Source organism: Pseudomonas sp. GW821-FHT01E05 (genome assembly GCF_059422425.1).
The window spans coordinates 71,457-92,068 of record NZ_JBWKWW010000002.1 but is presented as its reverse complement, the minus strand read 5'-3'; the positions used below and the strand labels follow the sequence as shown (position 1 = coordinate 92,068).

At 60.4% G+C, this 20,612-nt stretch carries 18 protein-coding genes; 8 read left to right on the top strand and 10 right to left on the bottom strand.

The features are described 5' to 3' along the window. Window positions 1-112: 112 nt before the first annotated feature. The 3 genes from cueR to AC07W5_RS03960 all read right to left on the bottom strand — a co-directional run bounded on the left by cueR (window position 113) and on the right by AC07W5_RS03960 (window position 3,519). Window positions 113-526, bottom strand: coding sequence for a Cu(I)-responsive transcriptional regulator (cueR, locus tag AC07W5_RS03970; protein ID WP_495011292.1), 414 nt, complete (start codon window positions 524-526; stop codon window positions 113-115). Then, window positions 523-2,919 carry a heavy metal translocating P-type ATPase gene (locus AC07W5_RS03965; protein ID WP_495022823.1) on the bottom strand — a complete coding sequence of 799 codons (2,397 nt, stop codon included), beginning with the start codon at window positions 2,917-2,919 and terminating at the stop codon, window positions 523-525. The genes cueR and AC07W5_RS03965 overlap by 4 nt, the downstream gene beginning before the upstream one ends. Before the next feature lie 216 nt (window positions 2,920-3,135). Further along, window positions 3,136-3,519 (bottom strand): hypothetical protein, encoded by a 384-nt coding sequence (locus AC07W5_RS03960; protein ID WP_494993547.1) that lies wholly within the window; start codon window positions 3,517-3,519, stop codon window positions 3,136-3,138. Between the two features lie 148 nt (window positions 3,520-3,667). On the opposite strand from AC07W5_RS03960, the gene AC07W5_RS03955 reads away from it, so the two are divergent. Both AC07W5_RS03955 and AC07W5_RS03950 read left to right on the top strand, forming a co-directional pair. Then, window positions 3,668-3,865 carry a heavy-metal-associated domain-containing protein gene (locus AC07W5_RS03955; RefSeq protein ID WP_494993548.1) on the top strand — a complete coding sequence of 66 codons (198 nt, stop codon included), beginning with the start codon at window positions 3,668-3,670 and terminating at the stop codon, window positions 3,863-3,865. A gap of 94 nt (window positions 3,866-3,959) precedes the next feature. Continuing rightward, window positions 3,960-5,156, top strand: coding sequence for a multidrug effflux MFS transporter (locus tag AC07W5_RS03950; protein WP_495011294.1), 1,197 nt, complete (start codon window positions 3,960-3,962; stop codon window positions 5,154-5,156). Between the two features lies 1 nt (window position 5,157). On the opposite strand, the gene AC07W5_RS03945 is transcribed toward AC07W5_RS03950, so the two are convergent. Beyond that, window positions 5,158-5,337: a hypothetical protein gene (locus AC07W5_RS03945; protein WP_494993550.1), complete on the bottom strand. Its 180-nt coding sequence runs from the start codon at window positions 5,335-5,337 to the stop codon at window positions 5,158-5,160. Window positions 5,338-5,485: 148 nt separating this feature from the next. Then, window positions 5,486-6,499: a zinc-binding alcohol dehydrogenase family protein gene (locus AC07W5_RS03940; RefSeq protein ID WP_495022822.1), complete on the bottom strand. Its 1,014-nt coding sequence runs from the start codon at window positions 6,497-6,499 to the stop codon at window positions 5,486-5,488. A 136-nt stretch (window positions 6,500-6,635) separates the two neighbouring features. Here AC07W5_RS03940 and vimR point away from each other — a divergent pair, with 136 nt between their 5' ends. Beyond that, entirely contained in the window at window positions 6,636-7,565 is a 930-nt protein-coding gene (vimR, locus tag AC07W5_RS03935; RefSeq protein ID WP_495022821.1) for a transcription regulator VimR, read from the top strand. Window positions 7,566-7,694: 129 nt separating this feature from the next. Then, window positions 7,695-9,074 carry an MFS transporter gene (locus AC07W5_RS03930; protein WP_495022820.1) on the top strand — a complete coding sequence of 460 codons (1,380 nt, stop codon included), beginning with the start codon at window positions 7,695-7,697 and terminating at the stop codon, window positions 9,072-9,074. Between the two features lie 126 nt (window positions 9,075-9,200). Here AC07W5_RS03930 and AC07W5_RS03925 read toward each other — a convergent pair whose 3' ends face one another. The 3 genes from AC07W5_RS03925 to AC07W5_RS03915 all read right to left on the bottom strand — a co-directional run bounded on the left by AC07W5_RS03925 (window position 9,201) and on the right by AC07W5_RS03915 (window position 13,003). Beyond that, entirely contained in the window at window positions 9,201-10,166 is a 966-nt protein-coding gene (locus AC07W5_RS03925) for an alpha/beta hydrolase (RefSeq protein WP_495022819.1), read from the bottom strand. Beyond that, complete coding sequence (ypfJ, locus tag AC07W5_RS03920) at window positions 10,167-11,057, bottom strand: KPN_02809 family neutral zinc metallopeptidase (protein WP_495022818.1); 891 nt, start codon at window positions 11,055-11,057, stop codon at window positions 10,167-10,169. It lies immediately after the preceding gene. Window positions 11,058-11,284: 227 nt separating this feature from the next. Then, a complete protein-coding gene (locus tag AC07W5_RS03915) occupies window positions 11,285-13,003 on the bottom strand; it encodes an FAD-dependent oxidoreductase (protein ID WP_495022817.1) in 1,719 nt (572 codons plus the stop codon). Between the two features lie 187 nt (window positions 13,004-13,190). On the opposite strand from AC07W5_RS03915, the gene AC07W5_RS03910 reads away from it, so the two are divergent. The 4 genes from AC07W5_RS03910 to AC07W5_RS03895 all read left to right on the top strand — a co-directional run bounded on the left by AC07W5_RS03910 (window position 13,191) and on the right by AC07W5_RS03895 (window position 17,150). Beyond that, a complete protein-coding gene (locus tag AC07W5_RS03910; RefSeq protein WP_495011297.1) occupies window positions 13,191-13,967 on the top strand; it encodes an IclR family transcriptional regulator in 777 nt (258 codons plus the stop codon). A gap of 298 nt (window positions 13,968-14,265) precedes the next feature. Continuing rightward, window positions 14,266-15,318: a Gfo/Idh/MocA family protein gene (locus tag AC07W5_RS03905; protein WP_495022816.1), complete on the top strand. Its 1,053-nt coding sequence runs from the start codon at window positions 14,266-14,268 to the stop codon at window positions 15,316-15,318. A 10-nt stretch (window positions 15,319-15,328) separates the two neighbouring features. Beyond that, complete coding sequence (locus AC07W5_RS03900) at window positions 15,329-16,144, top strand: sugar phosphate isomerase/epimerase family protein (protein ID WP_495022815.1); 816 nt, start codon at window positions 15,329-15,331, stop codon at window positions 16,142-16,144. Between the two features lie 127 nt (window positions 16,145-16,271). Then, window positions 16,272-17,150 carry a DMT family transporter gene (locus tag AC07W5_RS03895; RefSeq protein WP_494993561.1) on the top strand — a complete coding sequence of 293 codons (879 nt, stop codon included), beginning with the start codon at window positions 16,272-16,274 and terminating at the stop codon, window positions 17,148-17,150. A gap of 6 nt (window positions 17,151-17,156) precedes the next feature. Here AC07W5_RS03895 and AC07W5_RS03890 read toward each other — a convergent pair whose 3' ends face one another. Next, window positions 17,157-18,779 (bottom strand): methyl-accepting chemotaxis protein, encoded by a 1,623-nt coding sequence (locus AC07W5_RS03890; RefSeq protein WP_495022814.1) that lies wholly within the window; start codon window positions 18,777-18,779, stop codon window positions 17,157-17,159. Window positions 18,780-18,874: 95 nt separating this feature from the next. Further along, window positions 18,875-20,212, bottom strand: coding sequence for an MFS transporter (locus AC07W5_RS03885; protein WP_494993563.1), 1,338 nt, complete (start codon window positions 20,210-20,212; stop codon window positions 18,875-18,877). Window positions 20,213-20,612: the final 400 nt, after the last annotated feature.

The following is a 20,612-nucleotide window of genomic DNA, read 5'->3' as shown; positions in this document are numbered from 1 at the left end:
AAAATCAGGCACTGCGGTATTCCAGGCGAACCGTGGAAGCAGGATTTGCGACTGCTTCGCAGCCGAACGCAGCCTCGCAAGCTCGGCAGCTGCTACGGATCGTATAGCGGCTTCAGGCAACACCCTTTTCACAACATCCACCCGAGGCCAGCTCCTTGAGGATCGGGCAGTCGGGTCGATGGTCGCCGTGACAGTGTTCGACCAGGTCTTGCAGCGTGTCGCGTAACTGCCCCAGTTCGCGGATCTTCAGGTTCAGCTCCTCGATATGCTGACGAGCCAGCGCCTTGACGTCGGCGCTGGCCCGCTGCCGATCCTGCCACAGGGTCAGCAGCTTGCCGACCTCTTCCAGCGAGAACCCCAAATCCCGTGAACGTTTGATAAATGCCAGCGTGTGCAGGTCGACGTCACCGTACACGCGGTAGCCGCTGTCGGTGCGATGGGCCGCTTTGAGCAGGCCGGTCGACTCGTAATAACGGATCATCTTCGCGCTCAGGCCGCTCTGACGGGCTGCTTGGCCGATGTTCATTCAGCGTCCTCCAGGTCGTTGGGTTTCCAGGTTTTCAACAGTAGCGCATTGCTCACTACGCTGACGCTGGACAATGCCATGGCGGCGCCAGCCAGTACCGGATTGAGCAGACCGAACGCCGCCAGCGGGATCCCGATCAGGTTATAGACGAAGGCCCAGAACAGGTTCTGGCGAATCTTCGCGTAGGTCTTGCGGCTGATCTCCAGCGCCGCCGGCACCAGCCGCGGATCGCCGCGCATCAAGGTGATCCCGGCAGCATGCATGGCGACATCGGTGCCGCCGCCCATGGCGATGCCGATATCGGCTGCCGCGAGGGCCGGGGCATCGTTGATGCCGTCTCCGACCATGGCCACCACGCCCGTCTTTTTGAGATCGGCGACGGTGGCGGCTTTATCGGCTGGCAGCACTTCGGCGTGTACGTCGCGAATCCCCAGCGCTTGGGCGACGACCCGAGCGCTGCCACGGTTATCGCCTGTCAGCAGGTGGCTGCTGATATCGCGGGCGTTGAGCGCTTGCACGGCTTGCAGGGCGCCGGGCTTGAGGGTATCGCCAAACGCGAACAGGCCGAGCACACGAGGTTGCGGGCTTTGTTCGATTAGCCAGGACAAGGTCCGGCCTTCAATTTCCCATGCTTGAGCGGATTCTTTCAGCATTCCGGCGTTCAAGCCGCTTTCCTCCAGCAGGCGACGGTTGCCCAGTGCCAGTTTTCGGCCGTCAAGTGTGCCGGCGATACCGCGCCCGGTCAGGGACTGGCTGGCGCTGACATTGGCCACGGGCAAATTACGCTCGGCGCAGGCGTCCAGCACGGCTTTGGCCAATGGGTGTTCACTACCGCGTTGCAGCGCACCGGCCAGTTGCAAGAGTGTGCCTTCGTCACCGTCGATGGCACTGAGGTGGGCGATTCGTGGCGTGCCGCAAGTCAATGTGCCGGTCTTGTCGAAGACCACCGCGCTGACTTCATGGGCGCGTTCCAGTGCTTCGGCGTCTTTGATCAGAATGCCGTGGCGGGCTGCAACGCCGGTCCCGGCCATGATCGCCGTCGGCGTTGCCAGGCCCAGCGCGCAAGGGCAGGCGATGACCAATACCGCCACCGCATTGATGACGGCAATCTCTAGCGGTGCGCCATACAGCCACCAGCCAATTAGCGTTGCCAGGGCCAGCAATAGTACGACGGGCACGAACACCTGGCTGACTTTATCCACCAGTTTCTGGATCGGCGCCTTAGCGGCCTGGGCGTCTTCCACCAGACGAATGATTCGCGCCAGCACGGTTTCCGCGCCGAGTGCCAGGGTGCGCACCAACAGGCGACCTTCTCCATTGATTGCGCCACCGGTGACTTTGTCGCCGGGCTGTTTCGGTACTGGCAGGCTTTCGCCGCTGATCAGCGCCTCATCGGCATGGCTCTGACCTTCGAGCACCTCGCCATCCACCGGGAAACGCTCGCCGGGTTTGACCATGACCAGATCCTGGAGGCGCAAGTCGCTGATGGCGACGTCCTGTTCGCGGCCGTCGATGACTTGAATCGCCCGTTCCGGACGCAAGGCTTCAAGGGTGCGGATGGCGCTGGCGGTCTGGCGTTTTGCGCGGCTTTCCAGGTATTTGCCAAGCAGCACCAGAGCGATGACCACTGCCGACGCTTCGAAATACAGGTGCGGCATGCTGCCGGCGGTGGCAGTGGCCCATTCATAAAGACTCAGGCCATAACCGGCGCTGGTGCCCAGCGCCACCAGCAAGTCCATGTTCCCGGCGCCGGCACGAACGGCCTTCCAGGCGGCGATATAAAAGCGCGCACCGAAGATGAACTGCACCGGCGTCGCCAAGGCAAATTGCGCCCAGGCGGGGAGCATCCAGTGCAGACCGAAGGGTTGCACCAGCATCGGCAACACCAGCGGGAGTGCCAGGATGATTGCGAGCAACAAGGCCCAGCGTTCGCGATGCAAACGCTGTTCCTGATCGGTGAAAGTCGATTGTTCGCTTTGCCACAGGCTGGCGGAGTACCCGGCGTTGCTGACGGCTGTGATCAAGGTCGCGGGATTGATCTGGCCAAGCAGTTCGAGGTGGGCACGTTCATTGGCCAGGTTGACGCTGACGCTCTTCACCCCGGCGACTTTGCCCAATGCTCGCTCGACTCGCCCGACACAAGAGGCGCATGTCATGCCACCGATGCTCAGTTCCAGGCTCTGGGCCGGAACGCTGTAACCAGCCAGCTGCACAGCTTCCATCAAGGCCGGGAGGCTGTCGCTCGGCGCCTGGACGCGAGCCTGCTCGGTGGCCAGGTTGACGCTGACGGCGCTGGCACCGATGACCTTGCTCAAGGCGCGTTCCACACGCCCGGCACAACTGGCGCAGGTCATGCCGGCAATCGGCAGATCGAAGGTGGTTGATTCGGGCATGGGCAGTACTCCCTGTAGAAATTACCTACAGGATCAACCTTGCCATGCTGGCAAGGTCAAGCGCCAATTTGCGGACACAGAATAACTGTAGGAGCAGCCGGTCGACGCTCGATTGCTCGCGATGGACGTTAACGATAACGCGTACTCATTGAAGAAACGCGTCAAGTTCATCGTCGGAACGCCGCCCGGAGCAAGCTCGCTCCTACAGGGCGGTGATTAATACTCCAGCGACGCCTGTTTCAGGTACATGCCTGCCTGGGTCATGGCGATGCGGAATTTGACAATGTCGCCCGCCTTGAGGGTGATGTTCTGCGGCCCCGAAGCCAGCATCCCGGGGTTGCAGCCCGGCGCCTGGCCCGGCAGCAACTTGAGTCGTAGTGAAACGTTGCCCGGTGGCAAATTGAATGAAGTGCTCTGCTCCTGGAACAATCGCGCAGATAACTGATCCTGTATGTACACGCCGATCTCGCACGAGGTCGCGACTTCCAGGCGTTCGCGGGAAATAATCAACACGCCGTAATCTGTTCCGGCGGCGCTGGTCGTTTGCGCGACACCGAAAAGGCTGAGGAGGCTGAATAGGCTAAAGGCTGACCAGCGCATGGCTGAATCTCCTACTGTCGTTTCATTGATGACGCAGCTTGGCCGAGCAGGGCGCCGATTGCCAGCCCGGCAGATCACTTCAGAACTTGACCTTGCCATCGTGGCAAGGTCGAGGATGGTCACATCCCTCATTAAAAGGAGAAGTGTGATGCAAGTATTCAACGTTCAAGGTATGTCGTGCGGCCACTGCGTTCGGGCCATTACTCAGGCGCTACAGGCCAAGGATCCGGCGGCCAGTGTTCGTGTCGATCTTGCTGCGAAAGAGGTGGGTGTCGAAAGCGCTCTGTCGGCGGATGAAGTGATCAACCTGATCAGCGAAGAGGGCTACGCAGTGACGCTCGCCTGAGTCTTTTTATTAGTTAGCGACCTATCGGAATGTTCAAGGCGTCCAAGCGCGGCTAGACTGTCGGGCTGCTGACTGACGTTCAACTGGATGCCTGATGAACTTTCGCACAATCCTGATTCTTGGTGCCTTGAGCGCTTTCGCACCGCTGGCGATCGATTTTTATCTGCCGGGTTTTCCGGCGATGGCGGTCGCTTTCGGTACTGATGAAAAACATATTCAGCTAACGCTGGCAGCTTATTTTCTCGGCTTGTCTATCGGGCAACTGGCCTATGGCCCGGTGGCGGATCGCTTCGGTCGGCGGATTCCGCTGCTGGCCGGGGTCACGCTGTTCACTCTGGCGTCGCTGGCTTGTGCCTTTGCGCCTGGTCTCGATTGGCTGATCGGCGCGCGCTTTGTCCAGGCCTTGGGCGGCTGCGCGGGGATGGTGATTTCCCGGGCGGTGGTCAGCGACAAATGCGATGCGGTGGGGTCGGCCAAAGTCTTCTCGCAACTGATGCTGGTGATGGGCCTGGCGCCGATCCTCGCGCCGATGCTCGGCGGGCTGATGGTCAACCTCTATGGCTGGCAGTCGATCTTTATTGCGCTGACATTGTTCAGTGCCCTGTCCGCACTGGCCGTGGCACTGGGACTGCCGGAAAGCCTGCCGGCCAGTCAGCCGCGCCAACCGTTGTCGGGTGCCTTGCGCCAATATGGTCGCTTGCTGTCAGACAAAGTCTATCTCGGACATGCCTTGACCGGCGGGATTGCGATTGCCGGGATGTTTGCCTATATCGCCGGTTCACCCTTTGTCTTCATCAAACTCTACGGCGTACCGGCTGAGCACTTCGGCTGGTTGTTCGGCAGTAACGCGGCGGGTTTCATTCTGGTAGCGCAGATCAATGCGCGGTTGCTGTCCAGGCGTGGGCCGGCCTTTTTGCTGGCGCGTACGGTGTGGATTTATCTGGCGGCCGGTTTAACGTTGTTGGGCGTCAGTGCGTTGCACACGACTCAGTTGTGGCCGCTGCTGGTGCCGCTGTTTATCTGCATCGCGAGTTTGGGCTGCATCATTCCCAATGCTTCGGCCTGCGCCATGAGTGGTCAAGGCGCACGGGCGGGCAGCGCCTCGGCCATGCTGGGATGTCTGCAGTTCAGTGTTGCCGCCGGGGCGGCGTCACTGGTAGGTGTTCTGCATGATGGCAGCGCAATGCCGATGGCTATGGTGATCAGTCTGTGCGGGATTCTTGCGGTGAGCGTGGCGATGGTCACTCGCCGACTGCAAAACGCCCGGACCGCAGCACAAGCGGCTGCCTGACTCAGCCAGCAGTGTACTGTTGTCTGTCGGGAAATCGATGGGGAGCCTGGAGCCGCGTTTCCAGTGTATGGGCAAAGGCGCGGGCTTCGGCTTCACTACGGAATGTCACCGCGTGTTGGTCGAGCCGGACCTGCCATTGAGGGCCTTGGGGTTTTGCCAGTTCTTTTATCAGGATCTTCATTGCTGACCTCCTCACGTAAAAGACAACGCTGCAAAGACCTAGAGTGTAGACCCGAATGCGGTCGCAGATATGACGCAGGTCAAGTCTCTGACTGACGGTGTCATCCGCATCCCGCTCAGGTTGCGGATGACTGCGATGTCCCTGCGCTTTAGAAGCCTTCGAGCACGATCTTGCCTTTGGACTTGCCGCTTTCCAGCAGTGCGTGGGCACGCCGCAGGTTGGCCGCGTTGATGGTGCCGAAGTGTTCGCCGACGGTGGTTTTCAGGGTGCCCGCATCGATCAACTCAGCCACGCGGTTGAGCAGCTTGTGCTGTTCGAGCATGTCTGTGGTTTCGAACAGCGAACGGGTGTACATGAACTCCCAGTGCAGCGACAGGCTCTTGCGCTTGAGCTTGGTGACGTCCAACGCCTTCGGATCATCGATCAGCGCCAGTTTGCCTTGGGGCGCCAGCGCTTCGACCAATTGGTCCAGGTGCTGATCGGTTTGCGTCAGGCTGGCGACGTGGGTCACGTGAGTCTGGCCGGCACGCTTGAGTTCTTCGCTTAGCGGCTGGCTGTGATCGATCACCAGATCGGCCCCCAGTTCATGCACCCAGCTCCGGGTTTCGGGGCGTGACGCGGTGCCGATCACTCTCAACGCCGTGAGCTGGCTGGCCAGTTGAGTCAGGATCGAACCCACGCCACCGGCGGCACCGACAATCAGCAGGCTTTGGCCCTGATCGGTTTTGCCTTCACTGACTTGCAGCCGTTCGAACAGCAACTCCCACGCGGTAATCGCGGTCAGCGGCAATGCAGCGGCTTGCGCGAAGCCGAGGGTTTTTGGCATGTGGCCGACAATCCGCTGGTCAACGACGTGCAGCTCGCTGTTGCCGCCGGCACGGGCAATGGACCCGGCGTAGAACACTTTGTCGCCAGCCTTGAACAGACTGACTTCGCTACCGACGGCTTTGACCACGCCAGCCACATCCCATCCCAATACCTTGGCGGTGCCACCTTCGGGCTGGACGTTCTGGCGGACGTTGGTGTCCACCGGGTTGACCGAGATGGCTTTGACTTCAACCAGCAGATCCTGTGGGCCGGCCACCGGTTCTGGCAGCTCGATGTCTTGCAGGGATTTTGGGTCGTCGATGGGCAAGGAGGCGTAGTAGGCAACGGCTTTCATGGGAGCTCCTGAAGGGTAATAACGCTGAAAGGCAAAAGTTCGATGGGCGGATCATTGGCTATTTCTCTTGAAGATAAAACCCGCTAAAACAGCAGTCTCTTTCAATATTTTTTTGATAATCGGCTGGTGATAGACGATGTTGCGTTTCGATGACTTGCAGTTGTTCGTGCGCGCGGCGGACCTGGGCAGTTTGTCTGCGGCGGCGCGGGTGATGGATATGTCGGCGGCGGTGGCCAGTGCCGCGTTGAAACGTATCGAGCAGCAATTGGGTGCCCGGCTGCTGGCGCGTTCGACCCGCAGCCTGCGATTGACGGCCGAGGGCGAAGGCTTTCTTGAGTACGCCAGGGCCGCGTTGAGTAACCTCGATGAGGGCCGGCGTCTGCTGGCCAGCGGGCAGGATCAGGTGAGCGGGATCTTACAGCTGTCGGCGCCTTCCGATTTCGGGCGCAACGTGTTGCTGCCCTGGCTGGATGAGTTCCAGCGTGAGCACCCCAGGCTCACCGTACGTTTGTTGCTGGGCGACCGGATTGCCGACCTGTTCCGCCAGCCGGTGGATATCGCTCTGCGTTACGGTGAGCCGGAAGACTCAAGCCTGGTGGCGTTGCCGATTGCACCGCAGAACCGTCGGGTGTTGTGTGCGGCCCCCAGTTATCTGGCCCGGCGGGGTGAGCCCCGGCAACTGGAGCAATTGGCCCAGCATAATTGCCTGCTATTCATGCTCGGCAGTCGGGTTCACGATCACTGGAGTTTTCATGACGGCAAGCGCGAAGTGGGCCTGACCGTTAGCGGCGATCGCTTCAGTGACGATGCCGATGTGGTGCGCTTATGGGCCGTGGCGGGTGCGGGGATTGCCTACAAGTCCTGGCTTGATGTGGCCGCCGATGTGCTGGCCGGGCGTTTGCGAGTGCTGATGCCGGAATTGTCATGTGAGCGTGCGCCGCTGAATTTGTTGTGCGCCCATCGCGCGCAATTAAGTAAACCGGTGAACTTGTTGCGTGAAATGATTAAGTCACGTTGCGAGACGATATCCAGCCAATGTCCAACATTGTTTGTCTCTGATGATTAACCGCCATAAGACGTCTGTGCCCTGGGTTTAAAGCGTCGTTAACAGATGCGGGCAGGTCGCATCGAGCAATAACCCTGGTAAACGATCCCGCACACTCAATTTGCAGACTATCGAATCGGGGGAGAGGACATGGGGATTCAAGGATATAGCGCTGCTGAGCGTCTGGAACGGTTACCGATCAGTGGTTACCACCGAATCATTTTCATCATCATTGCCCTGGCGTTTTTCTTCGACTCCATGGACCTGGCAATGATGACCTTCCTGCTTGGCTCGATCAAAGCCGAGTTTGGACTGAGCACGGCGCAGGCGGGGTTGCTGGCCAGTTCGAGCTTCTTCGGCATGGTTCTGGGGGCGTCCTTGTCCGGTATGTTGGCCGATCGTTTCGGCCGCAAGCCGGTGTTCCAGTGGAGCATTATGTTATGGGGCCTGGCGAGCTACCTGTGTTCCACGGCGCAGACGATCGAGATGCTTACGCTATTCAGAATCCTGTTGGGGATCGGCATGGGCATGGAGTTTCCGATTGCCCAATCAATGCTCTCCGAGTTGATTCCGGCCAAGGGGCGGGGACGTTACATCGCGTTGATGGACGGCTTTTGGCCCCTTGGGTTTGTAGCGGCGGGAATTCTTTCCTACTTCCTGTTACCCGTCATTGGCTGGCGTGACATTTTTCTGGTGTTGGCGGTGCCGGCGGTGTTTGTTCTGGCTATCCGCTTCTTCATTCCGGAGTCACCGCGCTGGCTGGAACAGGCCGGGCACCACGACTCAGCAGACAAAGTATTGCTGCGCATCGAGGACCGGGTTCGCGCCTCGTTGAAACGGGCTGATTTGCCTGAGCCGATTCGCCTGCCGCGCATCGTCATCCACCCCGTGACCTTCTTTTCGGCATTCCGCGAGCTATGGTCGCCACTCTATCGCCAGCGCACGATGATGATCTGGAGCGTCTGGTTCTTTGCTCTGCTGGGCTTTTACGGCCTCACTTCCTGGCTCAGCGCGTTGCTGCAGCAGTCGGGTTTTGCCGTGACGCAGTCGGTGTATTACACCGTGCTGATTTCCCTCGGCGGGATCCCTGGCTTTTTGATGGCAGCGTGGCTGGTGGAGCGCTGGGGGCGCAAACCCGTGTGCATCGTGACCTTGCTCGGTGGCGGGATCATGGCGTTCTTTTACGGGCAAAGTGCGGTGTTTGGCGGCAATGTCAGCCTGCTGATTGGCTCGGGCTTGCTGATGCAGTTCTTTCTGTTCGGTATGTGGGCGGTGCTTTATACCTATACACCCGAGCTGTATCCGACGTCGGCGCGGGCTACCGGATCAGGCTTCGCCTCGGCGATCGGTCGGATTGGTTCTTTGCTCGGGCCGATGGTGACCGGGCTGGTATTCCCGATCACCGGGCAGGGCGGTGTATTCGCCTTGGGTGCACTGTGTTTTGCGACCGCCGCAGCGGTGGTCTGGCTGTTCGGGATGGAGACCCGGGGCAAGACGCTGGAGGAGTTGAGCGAGGCGGTTGCGGGGTAGGTCTGTCAGGGCACACCACGTTATCGTTCATCGCGGGCAAGCCTCGCTCCTACAGGTACATGCGGTCCGTAGGAGCGAGGGGCGCCCAGTCCTTGCCCGCGGCGTCCTGTTTGACGACGTTTCCAACTACCTGAACAACGCCGCCTGCCCCTCAGGCGATGTAAACATTCCATCCTCGTCATGCCCAACCCCGGGCACTTCGATCAGGCGCTGACTCAGTCCCTGAGGATGGCGCCGCCTCAGATAGTCAAAATAACTGTGCCCTCGAAGCAATCGATAAGCGCCCTGGGTTTGGGCCTCACAACTTTTATCCAGCGTCGGATGATGCGGGTCGATGTCTTGCTTCCCCAGTAGATAAACGATGTCACGTTTGACGTAGTTTGCCTCCAGCTGCGCAGGCGTCTGCCCGCTTGCATAGGCGGGTAAATCCGTTAGCCCGTACTTCCAGTGGTTAAATGCCGGACAACTGGCGTGATTGAACGCGACTGGCCGTTTTTCATCGAAATACGCGTACGACGAGGGATTGACGATCACATAACGCACCTTCACGCCGGCGGTCTTGATGGCTGGCTGATCATGGCTCAGCAGCGCGTAGCGCTGAACCACCTGAGCGCCGCCGGAGTGGCCGGCGATGACGATTTCCTTCACATCCGGAAACTGTTGTCGATCGACGAGTCGGGCGACGATTTCGTCGATAACTGCGTAGGAACTCAGAGGGTGCGGAGCTGAGGACAAGCCGCCGGCCATCCAGTCATTGCCCTGCCAGCGCAACATGCTGTCGGGCAACTGATGGCGGGCGATATCGGATTCATTGAGAAACTGTGGTGCGATCACCAGTGTGGTCGCGCTTTGCCCGGCCTGCTCGGCTGCGCGTTCGGCACTCCGACGGTAGGTTTCAGCATTACGTAAATGGCCATGAATGATGATCAGCACGCGTTCGATCTTCGTCGGCGCAGGGCCGATGTCCACGGTCATCTCGCCGGCTTCCAACTGCAAGCGCCCGGGGCTGATCTCCTTGACCCCGTGCTCGGCAGCCTGGCTGCCGATGCAGATGACCAACAGGCCCAGAAACGTCAGCCATCGAGCGATCATTTACAGGTCTTTCACAGCGAAGGTATCGCACTGGCTGATCTGGCCCTGGGCGAACCCGGTCTTGAACCAGCGAACCCGTTGTGCTGAGGTGCCGTGAGTGAAGGAGTCCAGTATTACGCGGCCCTGACCCTGCTGTTGCAAGCGGTCGTCACCGATGGCATTGGCTGCGTTCAGCGCTTCTTCGATGTCTCCCGGCTCGAGCCAGTTCAGACGTTTTTGCGCATTGTTGGCCCAGACACCGGCCAGGCAGTCGGCCTGTAACTCCTGACGCACCAACAGACCACCGTCGCCCTCCATCTGCCGACCCTGGTGCCGAGCAGCCTGGATCCTGGCAGAGACGCCGAGCAAGGTTTGTACGTGATGGCCGACTTCGTGGGCGATGACATAGGCCTGAGCAAAGTCGCCCGCAACGGAGAAACGTTGGGACATCTCCCGGAAGAAACTCATGTCCAGATAAACCTTCTGGTCCGCCGGGCAATAGAAGGGGCCGGTGGCGGAGCTGGCGAAGCCACACGCGGAGTTCACCCCGTTGCTGAACAGGGTCAGCGTAGGGTACTTATATTGGCGTCCGGCCTGCTGGAAAATTTGCCCCCAGGTGTCCTCTGTATCGCCGAGGATGGCGCGGACGAATTCTGCTTGCTCATCTTTGGCCGGCAGTGCCTTGCGCATCTGTTGGGTGGTGGCCGCTTGCTCGGTCAGTTGGCCGGTCAGTTGCCCGAGAATCTGCATCGGATCCTGGCCGGTCAGCCAGCCGATGCCGACTATCAGCACGACGGCAGTCAGGCTCAGGCCCTTGCCACCACCGAAGCGCATCCCACTGCCGCCCTCGCCAGTATCGTCACCGCGAGCATCCACCACGTTGTCGCTGCGTCGACCTTTTTTCCATAGCATGTGGGAATCCTCTCTTAATCTGGTGATGAGTGTTGCTGGTGAGTGGCGCTGGCGCCAGTCCGGCCGTCCGGCGTTTGCCGCGAACGGTGGTATTCGCGGCAACGATTTCGTCGTCGCCGAGAAATATTCAGCGTTCCATAGAACACAGGCGACCCATCAAATTCCGTCGGGTGACGGGTTTTATTAAGGAGGGCAGAACGTCTGCTTCGAGAGGGCTGGTCGATCTCCTATTCGTAAGCGGTGGCACCGGCGATATGTCGACCGGCAATGTAGCCAAAGGTCAGCGCCGGGCCGAGATTGATGCCGCCGGCCGGGTAGTAGCCGCCCATGATGCTGGCCATGTCGGTACCCGCAGCGTATAGCCCGCGGATCGCCTGGCCGGTTCCATCGAGCACTTGGGCGTGTTCATTTACTTTGAGCCCGGCGAAGGTGCCGAAACACCCCGGCTGGACTTTCACGGCATAGAACAGACCTTGTTCGATGGGAGCGACGCAGGGGTTGGGCTGCTGCAATGGGTCGCCCTGTTTACGGTTATAGGGTGTCGAACCACGGCCGAACTGCGGGTCGTCGCCGTGTCGCGCATGCTGGTTGTAGCGCGACAGGGTGGAGCGCAGGCCCTGCTCGTCGATACCGCAGGCGTGGGCCAGTTCCTCGAGGGTGTCGCCGGTCTTGAGGTAACCCGAGCGAATAAACGGCGACACCGGCAAGGGAAAGGGACGAGAGATGCCGAGACCATAACGACGCTGGAAACGATGGCTGCAGATCAGCCAGGATGCGACTTCCTCACCTTGTGGGGCTGCTTCAACCATCGCCGTGACATAGTCGTAGTAACCGTTGGCTTCGTTGACGAAGCGTTGGCCATTGCTCAAGACACCGATGATTCCCGGCTTGCCGCGCTCGATAATGTGCGGGAAGTGGCCGATCCTGCCGTCCTTGTACGGCACTTGCGAGACCGGGGCCCAGGCGACGGGGGACTCGAGATCGGTCTTGACCTGCGCGCCGACGCTTTCGCCCAGCCGCAGCCCGTCGCCTGAAGCGCCAATAGGCGGCAATGCCAGATGCTCGTGGCCGGTGGGTGTGCGCGGGAACAGTGCTTTACGTCGCTCTATGTCGTTGGGGAAACCACCCGCGGCCAGCACCACGGCTTTGCGGGCGCGGATGTGGAACGTGCCCTTGGCGGTACTGACTATCGCACCGCTGACCTCATCTCCCTCGCGCAGCAGTTCTGTGACTGGTGCCGACTCCCAGAGCAGCACGCCGAGGTCTTCAGCCGATTTTGCCAGGCGTGCGATCAGCGCGACGCCGTTGACCAGTTGCATGGCGCGACCGTGCCGCGCAAGGTCAAACACATGTCGGCTCAAGCGCTTGACCACATGCAGTGCCGCAGATGGCGAGCGGGTCAGGTTGAGGAACGCCGAGAGGTCAGCACCGGCCATGATCGGCATGCCCATGAATGAGGTTTCACGCAGGGTTTTGCGCAGGCGTTTGAGCAGTTTGCCGACCAGGCGACCATCATAGGGCGCGGCGATGACCGAGCGCCCGCCGGTGCCGGCACCGGGAGTGTCGCCATGGATATCGGCGATGGCGTTGCCGTCGGCGAATTGCAGCGAGGTGTGGCGCTCGAAAAACGACACCATGTGTGGCCCGGCTTCGAGGAAGGCGTCGATCAGCGCCGGTTCATAGCGTTCACCCAGTTCGTGCTTGAGGTAGGTGCGCGGCAGTTCCACATCTTCGACGATACCCGCGCGTTGGGCCAAAGGGTTGCACGGCACCCACATCCAGCCACCCGACCAGGCGCTGGCGCCGCCGAACACCTCGTCCTTTTCGACGACGATGACTTTCAGGCCATGCCAGGCTGCTGTGACGGCGGCTGCCAGACCCGCCGCGCCAGAGCCGACGATCAGCACGTCGCAGTCGATTTCTTGCTGGGAGGAGGCGGCAGGCATCGTGGCAGAACTCCAGAAATATTCAGTAGATTGTTATTTTGTGGAACTTGGTTCCAAAATATACGTAGTCGGATTAGAAACGGCAAGTGACGGGCTACCGACTGATTTCACTCCGGAACGCAGTTCCAGGTTTCGTATTCGGTGTGTTGTCTTCTAGAATCACGCAAATTTCGTCTGGACCCCAACCATGGCCGGCAGTCAAATCGAACGTGTTTTCAGCGTTCTGGAAAGTCTCACCAGTGACCCGCGGGGCCTGCCGATGCAGACCCTGGCAGAGCAACTGGACATCCCGAAAAGCGCCACCCATCGTCTGCTCGCCGAGCTGATTCGCTTGGGCTATGTGCGGCAAAACCCAGACAATCTGCGTTATCACCTGTCAACCAAACTGGTCGCGATGGGCTTTCGTTACCTGGCGAGCAGCGGTGCGGACATCGTTCAGCCAGTGCTTGATCGCCTCGCTCAGGAAACCGGTGAGCTGGTGCGTCTGGGGGTGATCGAGGGCGAGCGTCAGACCTGGATTGCCAAGTCTCAGGGGGCGCGCTCCGGCCTGCGCTACGACCCGGACATGGGCCGTGAAGCGCCGCTGTTCTACACCGCTTCCGGGCATGCCTGGCTGGCTTGTCTGAGCGATGCCGAGGCCTTGTCGCTGGTTGAGCGACAAGCAGCGCACGTTCCAGCGGAGCTGGGGCCGAACGCGCCACGCTCCAATATCGAACTGCTCGAGCGTTTGCGATTGGCGCGTGAACAGGGCTATGCCTGGGTCGAGGAAAGCTCGGCGGTCGGTACCTCGGCGATTGCCGCGGTGGTACGTCATCCGGTGGATGGGCGGGTGGTCGGCGTGCTCAGCGTCGCCGGGCCGAGCGCGCGGCTGCCGCAGGCAAGGCTGCATGAGCTGGCGCCGCTGCTGTTGAAGTTTGCGCACGAGTTGTCGGCGGCGAGCCAGGCGTCTGAACTCTTCAGCTGAACCTTTCGGGTTGACCTCAAACCTGTAGCAGCTGCCGAAGGCTGCGTTCGGCCGCGTAGCGGACGCAATCGGGTTTCCTCGTTTCACCTGACGAATCGCGGTTAACCTTCTTACGACCGCTTCGTCCGGATGCGGCCCAGATCGAACGCAGCCTTAGGCAGCTGCTACGCGGGCGAATCGTCTTCAAATCTGTTCGCTGTTCGCCCAGCATTTTGTTTTTCTCTTGATTGAAACTGGAACTGAGTTCTAAATAATTTGAGTTCAGCGTCCCGAGAACAATCACAAGAGGATTTCCGCTTTGAACCCGCCACTTCGCATCGCTCTGATCGGCGCCGGCAACATGGGCCAGCAGCATTATCAACACCTCAAACATCTGCCCGAGGCCACATTGTGCGCGGTGGCCGATCCCGGGTCTCAGGCCGTGGGCATCGCGGCGCAATGGGATGTGCCGTATTTCGCGGATCATCGGCAGATGCTCGAGCAGGTACGGCCTGAGGCGGTGATCGTCGCCAACCCGAACAACCTGCATGTCGGCACGGCGCTGGATTGCCTGGCGATGGGCGTGCCGGTGCTGCTGGAGAAACCGGTAGGCGTGCACATGGGCGAAGTGCGCGAGCTGGTTGCCGCCTCGAAAGCTACGGGGGTGCCGGTGCTGGTGGGGCATCATCGGCGACACAATCCGCTGATCGTCCGCGCCCATGAACTGGTGCGCAGCGGCGCGCTGGGACGGCTGACCACGGTCACCGCGCTTTGGCAATTGCAAAAGCCCGACAGCTATTTCGAGACCCCCTGGCGTCGCGAACCCGGCGCCGGGATGCTGCTGACCAACCTGATCCATGACCTCGATTTGCTGCGCCACCTGTGTGGTGAAGTGCGCCAGGTTCAAGCCATTACCAGCAACGCGGTGCGCGGTTTTGCCAATGAAGATTGCGCGGCGGTGTTGCTGCAATTCGACAATGGCGTGCTCGGCAGCCTGACCGGCTCCGACGCGGTGGCGGCGCCCTGGAGCTGGGAACTGGGCTCCGGTGAAAACCCGAATTATCCACGGCAGTCCGATCAACCCTGCTATTTGTTGGCCGGGACCCGCGGTGCGCTGAGCATCCCGCAGCTCAAGCGTTGGCAGTACGCCGAGGCCGGTGCCGGGTGGCATCAGCCGTTGCTGGCGGTGCAGGAAAGCTTCACCGCGGATGAGGCGTTGCGTCTGCAACTGCAGCACTTTGTTCGGGTTGCGCGAGGTGAAGTGGAACCGTTGGTGAGTGTCGCCGACGCCGCTCGCACCCTGGCGCTGATTGAAGCGATTCGTGAGGCCGCCGAAACCGGTCGTGCTTGCGCCCCAGCCCACATTGGATGAAGTGAAGATGATGAACGAACGCGTTTTTTCTCTGGCAGCCCTGACGGTTCTTGAGCTTTCACCTCCTGAGATGGTCGAAGTCGCAGCCCGCGCGGGCTACAGTCATGTTGGCTTGCGCGTAGTGCCGGCGACGCCTGAGGAGCATCACTTCCCCTTGGTCGGCGATACCGGTTTGCGCCGTCAGACGATGGCGCGGCTGCGCGATACCGGCATACAGGTGCTGGATGTCGAGATCCTGCGGCTCAAACCGCAGACCTGCGTCGCTGATTTTGAGGCGATCATCGCTGTGGGCGCTGAACTGGGTGCCAGTGAATTGCTGGTCGCCGGTAACGATCCTGATGAACGTCGACTCACCGACAACGTTGCATCGTTGTGTGATCTGGCCGGTCAATACGGTTTGCATCTGCATCTGGAGTTCATGCCCTGGACCGATGCGCGCAACCTCGAGCAGGCTGTGCGCATCATTGAAAACGCCGACCGCGAGAATGGTTGCGTGCTGGTGGATGCTTTCCACTTCGACCGCTCGGGATCGCGCCTGGAGGATCTGGCCAGGGTCGCGCCGTCCCGGCTGCGTTATGCACAACTTTGCGATGTGGCGGGACCGCGACCGGACGACATGCAGGAAATCCTGCGCCAGGCGCGTAATGAGCGGCGTTTCCCTGGTGATGGCGATTGCGATTTGCTCGAGCTGTTGCGTTGTTTGCCAGGCAATCTCCCTTTGAGTCTGGAAGTCCCTACCGCGCGGTTGTTGGAGCAGGGTGTGAGTGCCTTGCAGCGGGCGCAGATGGCGCTGGACAAGACCCGGGTGTTGTTGGAAAACCTATAGCTGATCGTTCCCACGCTCCGCGTGGTAACGCATCCATGGACGCTCTACGTCCGCTTCCAAAGTGACGCAGAACGTCACGGTATGCATTCCCACGCGGAGCGTGGGAATGATCAATGAAGAGAATCCCATGACCCTCAGCACACCCCTTTCCGGCGTCAATAAGCCCTTTAAAGGCATTGTGTTGATCGTCGTGGCGACCTTTCTGTTTTCCAGTCATGACGCGCTGTCGAAGTTCCTCTGTGGTTTCTATCCGGTGGTGATGGTGGTCTGGGCGCGTTATCTGGTTCATACGTTGCTGATGGCCGGCATCTTTGTGCCGCAGTCCGGCCTTCGGGTGTTGCGCACCAAGCGGCCGCTGCTCCAATTGCTGCGGGCGCTGTGCCTGCTCAGTACCAGCCTGTTGTTCACCACGGGATTGCTGTTCATCCCGTTGGCCGAAGCTACGGCGGTGAACTTTCTTGCTCCGGTATTGGTGACAGCCTTGTCGGTGCCGTTGCTGGGCGAAAGGGTGACGCGTGGCCAGTGGGTGGCGGTGCTCTGCGGCTTTATCGGGGTTCTGATCATCGTCCACCCCGGCGGTGAACTGTTCACCCCGGCGGTGCTGTTGCCATTCTGTTCGGCGCTGTTTTTCTGCTTCTATCAGTTGCTGACGCGCAAGCTCAGCGAGTACGACAGTCCAACCACCAGCAACTTCTTCGCCGGCCTGTGCAACACCTTGGTGATGAGCGCGTTGGTGCCGTTCTTCTGGCAAGTACCGAGCTTCAGTCATGGCTTGCTGATGCTGGCGCTGGGCGGTTGCGGCATGACCGCTCACTTGTTCCTGACCCAAGCCTTCCGCCACGCGGCGCCTGCGTTGCTGGCACCCTTCAGCTATTGCCAGATTGTTTTTGCCGGCCTGTTGGGTTGGTTGCTGTTCAAGCACACCCCTGACCTCACCACTCAGATCGGGATACTGGTGATCTGCCTGAGTGGCCTGGCCGCAGCGTGGCAACAACGCCGCCGCTGACATCGATCAAAACCTGAAGCGCACTACCAGGCTTTGCAACCCGGCCGCCAGCCGTGACAGCTCGTGGCTGGTAGCGCTGGTCTGGGTGGACGCACCGGCGCTTTGCAGGGACAGGTCGCGGATATTCAGCAGGTTGCGGTCGACCTCCCGGGCCACCAGGGCCTGTTCCTCGGAGGCGCTGGCGATTACCAGATTGCGCTGGTGGATCTGCTCCATGGTCCGGGTGATTTCAGTCAACGCCTGACCCGCATGTTCGGCGATAGCCAGGGTGTGGGCGACGCGTTGGCTGTTGCTATGCATCGATAGCACCACACTGTCAGTGCCGCCCTGAACCCGGGCGATCATCTGTTCTACTTCCCGGGTCGATTGCTGAGTGCGATGAGCCAGAGCACGAACCTCGTCGGCAACCACGGCAAAGCCGCGTCCCGCCTCACCGGCCCGTGCGGCCTCGATGGCGGCATTGAGGGCGAGCAGGTTGGTCTGTTCGGCAATGGCGCGGATCACATCGAGCACCTTGCCTATTTCCCGCGACTGTCCGGCCAGGTCCTGGACCTGATGCAGGGCGGATTGCACGTCGTTGCTCATTGCCCGGATAGCATCCAGAGTCTCGGCGACTCGTGTCTGACCGCGGGTCGCTTCGAGGGTCGATTGGCCCGTGGCGTCGGAGGTCGAGACTGCATTGCGTGCGACCTCTTCAACGGCGGCGGTCATTTCATTGACCGCTGTGGCGGCCTGCTCGATTTCGTTGTGTTGCTGCTGCAAACGGTTGGAGTCTTGTTCCGTGCTCTGGCTCATTTGTCCGGCCGCGCTGGCCAGTTGCGTAGACGTGCCGCTGATCAATTGCAGGGTTTCGCGCAGGCTGGTTTGCATACTCGCCAAGGCCCTGAGCAGGCGTGCGGTCTCATCGGTGCCGAGGCTCTGGATAGGGCTGCTCAAGTCACCGTGGGCGACCAGCTCGGCGATCTGAACGGCCTGACGAATCGGGATGACGATGCTGCGAATCAACAGCCAGGCCAGGCACAACGTCAGCAGGGCGACGGCGATCAATGCACCGATCACGGTCATTTTCACTTGGGAATAGAGTGTGTCGGCATGGCTGGCCGACTGGCTGACTTCATTGGCCGTAAGGCTCATCAGTTCGGCGAACTGATCGCCGGTCCGGGTCGAGTAATCCTGGATCTTGCCGTTAAGCAGCGCGCTCATTTCCTCGCTGCGGTTTTGCCCGGACAACTGTTCGTACTGATCCAGCGCCTGACGGTAACTCTGCGCGGTATTGACGAATTGTTGGTATTGCGGGCGATTATAGTCACCGACCAAGGGCGCGAACCGACCCATAGCCTGCTCCAGCCAGCCTTCTACCAGATGCAGGCGGGCGATGGTCGCGTCGAGCACTTTGGGCTCGCGATTCAGAGCCATGCGCAGGCTGAGCACGCGAATGCTCAGAATATAGTCGCGGATCTCCCCCAGATACTGGGTGCTGGGCAGGGAAACGTTTTCTGTATGTTGACCGGTGGCGCGAACCTCAGCGACCTGCTTGAGGGCGAATAACCCTTGCAGCAGGACCAGCAGGGCGATCAGGCCGAAGCTGATCAACGCGCGTTTGGCGATGCTCAGGTTGCCAGGCGACATGGTGTGAGTTCCTTGGGCGCAAGAGAAAAAAGAGGGGGCAGTGAAGGGCGAGGGCAAGTACGCAGGCCTGGAGCCCAGGCCTGCGTGGAGGTGGATCAGTCTTCGATTTTCGGGATCTTGCGCGGTGCCATGAAGTACATCCAGATCAGCGCAATGAAGTACATCGCCGGGATCATGGTGAACAGTACGGTGTAGTTATTATGGGTGGTGGTCAGGATGTAGCCGACCAACTGGGTCATGAACATCCCGCCGATGGCCGCGCACATACCGCCGAAGCCGAACACCGTACTCATCATGTGCTTGGGTGTGTAGTCCATCACCAGGCTCCAGATGTTTGCGGTCCAGGCCTGGTGTGCGCCGATGGCCAGGGAGATAGCGAACACCGCGACCCACAGATTGCTCGAGCCTGCAGCCATGATCACGCCGATGATGCAGCAGGCGAACAGCAGCATCGACATCAGCCGCGCTTTGATCGGGTTGACTCCGCGACCGATCAGGAACGAAGACAGAATGCCGCCGCCGACGCTGCCGAAGTCGGCGGTCAGGTAAATGATGATCAGCGGGATACCCATTTGGGTCACGTTGATGCCCAGGTTGTATTGCTGGTTCAGAAATGGCGGCAGCCAGTACAGGTAGAACCAGAACACGGGCGCGGTGATCGCGTAGGCCAGGGCGAAAGCCCAGGTGCCACGCATGCGCAGGATTCGCGAGAAGGGTACGGAAGGTTGTTCCGGCTCGACTTCCTTCTGGATGTAGTCCAGTTCGGATTGTTTTACCGAGGGGTGATCTTCCGGGTTGAAGTATTTCAGGCCCCAGAACATCAGCCAGATCGCGCCCAGTGCCGACATGCAGAGGAACGCGGCTTGCCAGCCCCAGACCTGCAGGATCAGCGGCAGCAGCATCGGCGTGAACATCGCACCGACGTTAGTGCCGGCGTTGAAGATGCCAGTCGCTACTGCACGCTCGCCAGCCGGGAACCACAGCCGGGTGGTTTTAACGCAGGCCGGGTAGTTGGCGGCTTCGGTCAGGCCGAGAATGAACCGACAGACCATAAAGCCCGCTGCCGAGGTTGCCAGGCCATGGGCGCCAGTGGCCAGGCTCCAGAGCAGCACGGCGAAGAAGAACACCCGTTTCACGCCGATCCTGTCGATCAACCGTCCTTGCAGGACGAAGCCAACGGCGTAGCCGACCTGGAACCAGAAGTTGATGTTGGCGTAATCCATCGCCGTCCAGCTCATTTCCTTGGCCAGGATTGGCTGCATCACGCCCAGTGCGGCGCGGTCGATGTAGTTCAGCGTGGTGGCGAAAAACACCAGTGCCAGCATGCCCCAGCGGGTCTTGCCGACAGCCATTGCTGCGCGAATCTTGTCACCTACGCCGCCTCTGGCGACGCCAAGATCTGGGGCCATGCGTGAGCTTTGAGAAGGAATCATGTGGGCCATCCGTTCAATGACTGACGAGCATTGCTCGTCGGGACTTCAAGGGCGCGTGATCAATCGTCAGGGTGCGCGGGCTTACGCAGGGCGAACTCAATGATTGATCGGCTGAGTGTTCTCGTCGACTCAAGGCTGGGCCGAGCGGACGAAAGCGGTTTATTCAGCGTGCAAGCACGGTTCAGCCGAGGGCGCGTAGGGCGTCGGAATGAGGGCTGCGGATGGGCGCCAGGCAGGGCGTGTGAAGGGGCGAGCAAGGGAGCAAAGCGTTGGATGCGAGCATGAGCGTGTACCCGATTTTTGAAATTTTTATGGTGTGTTCTGGGTCTTTGGTAACTGAAACCCGCTTTTTAAGGTGGGTTCAATGTGGTGTCGATGGTGCGCAGTGAGCGAAAAATCG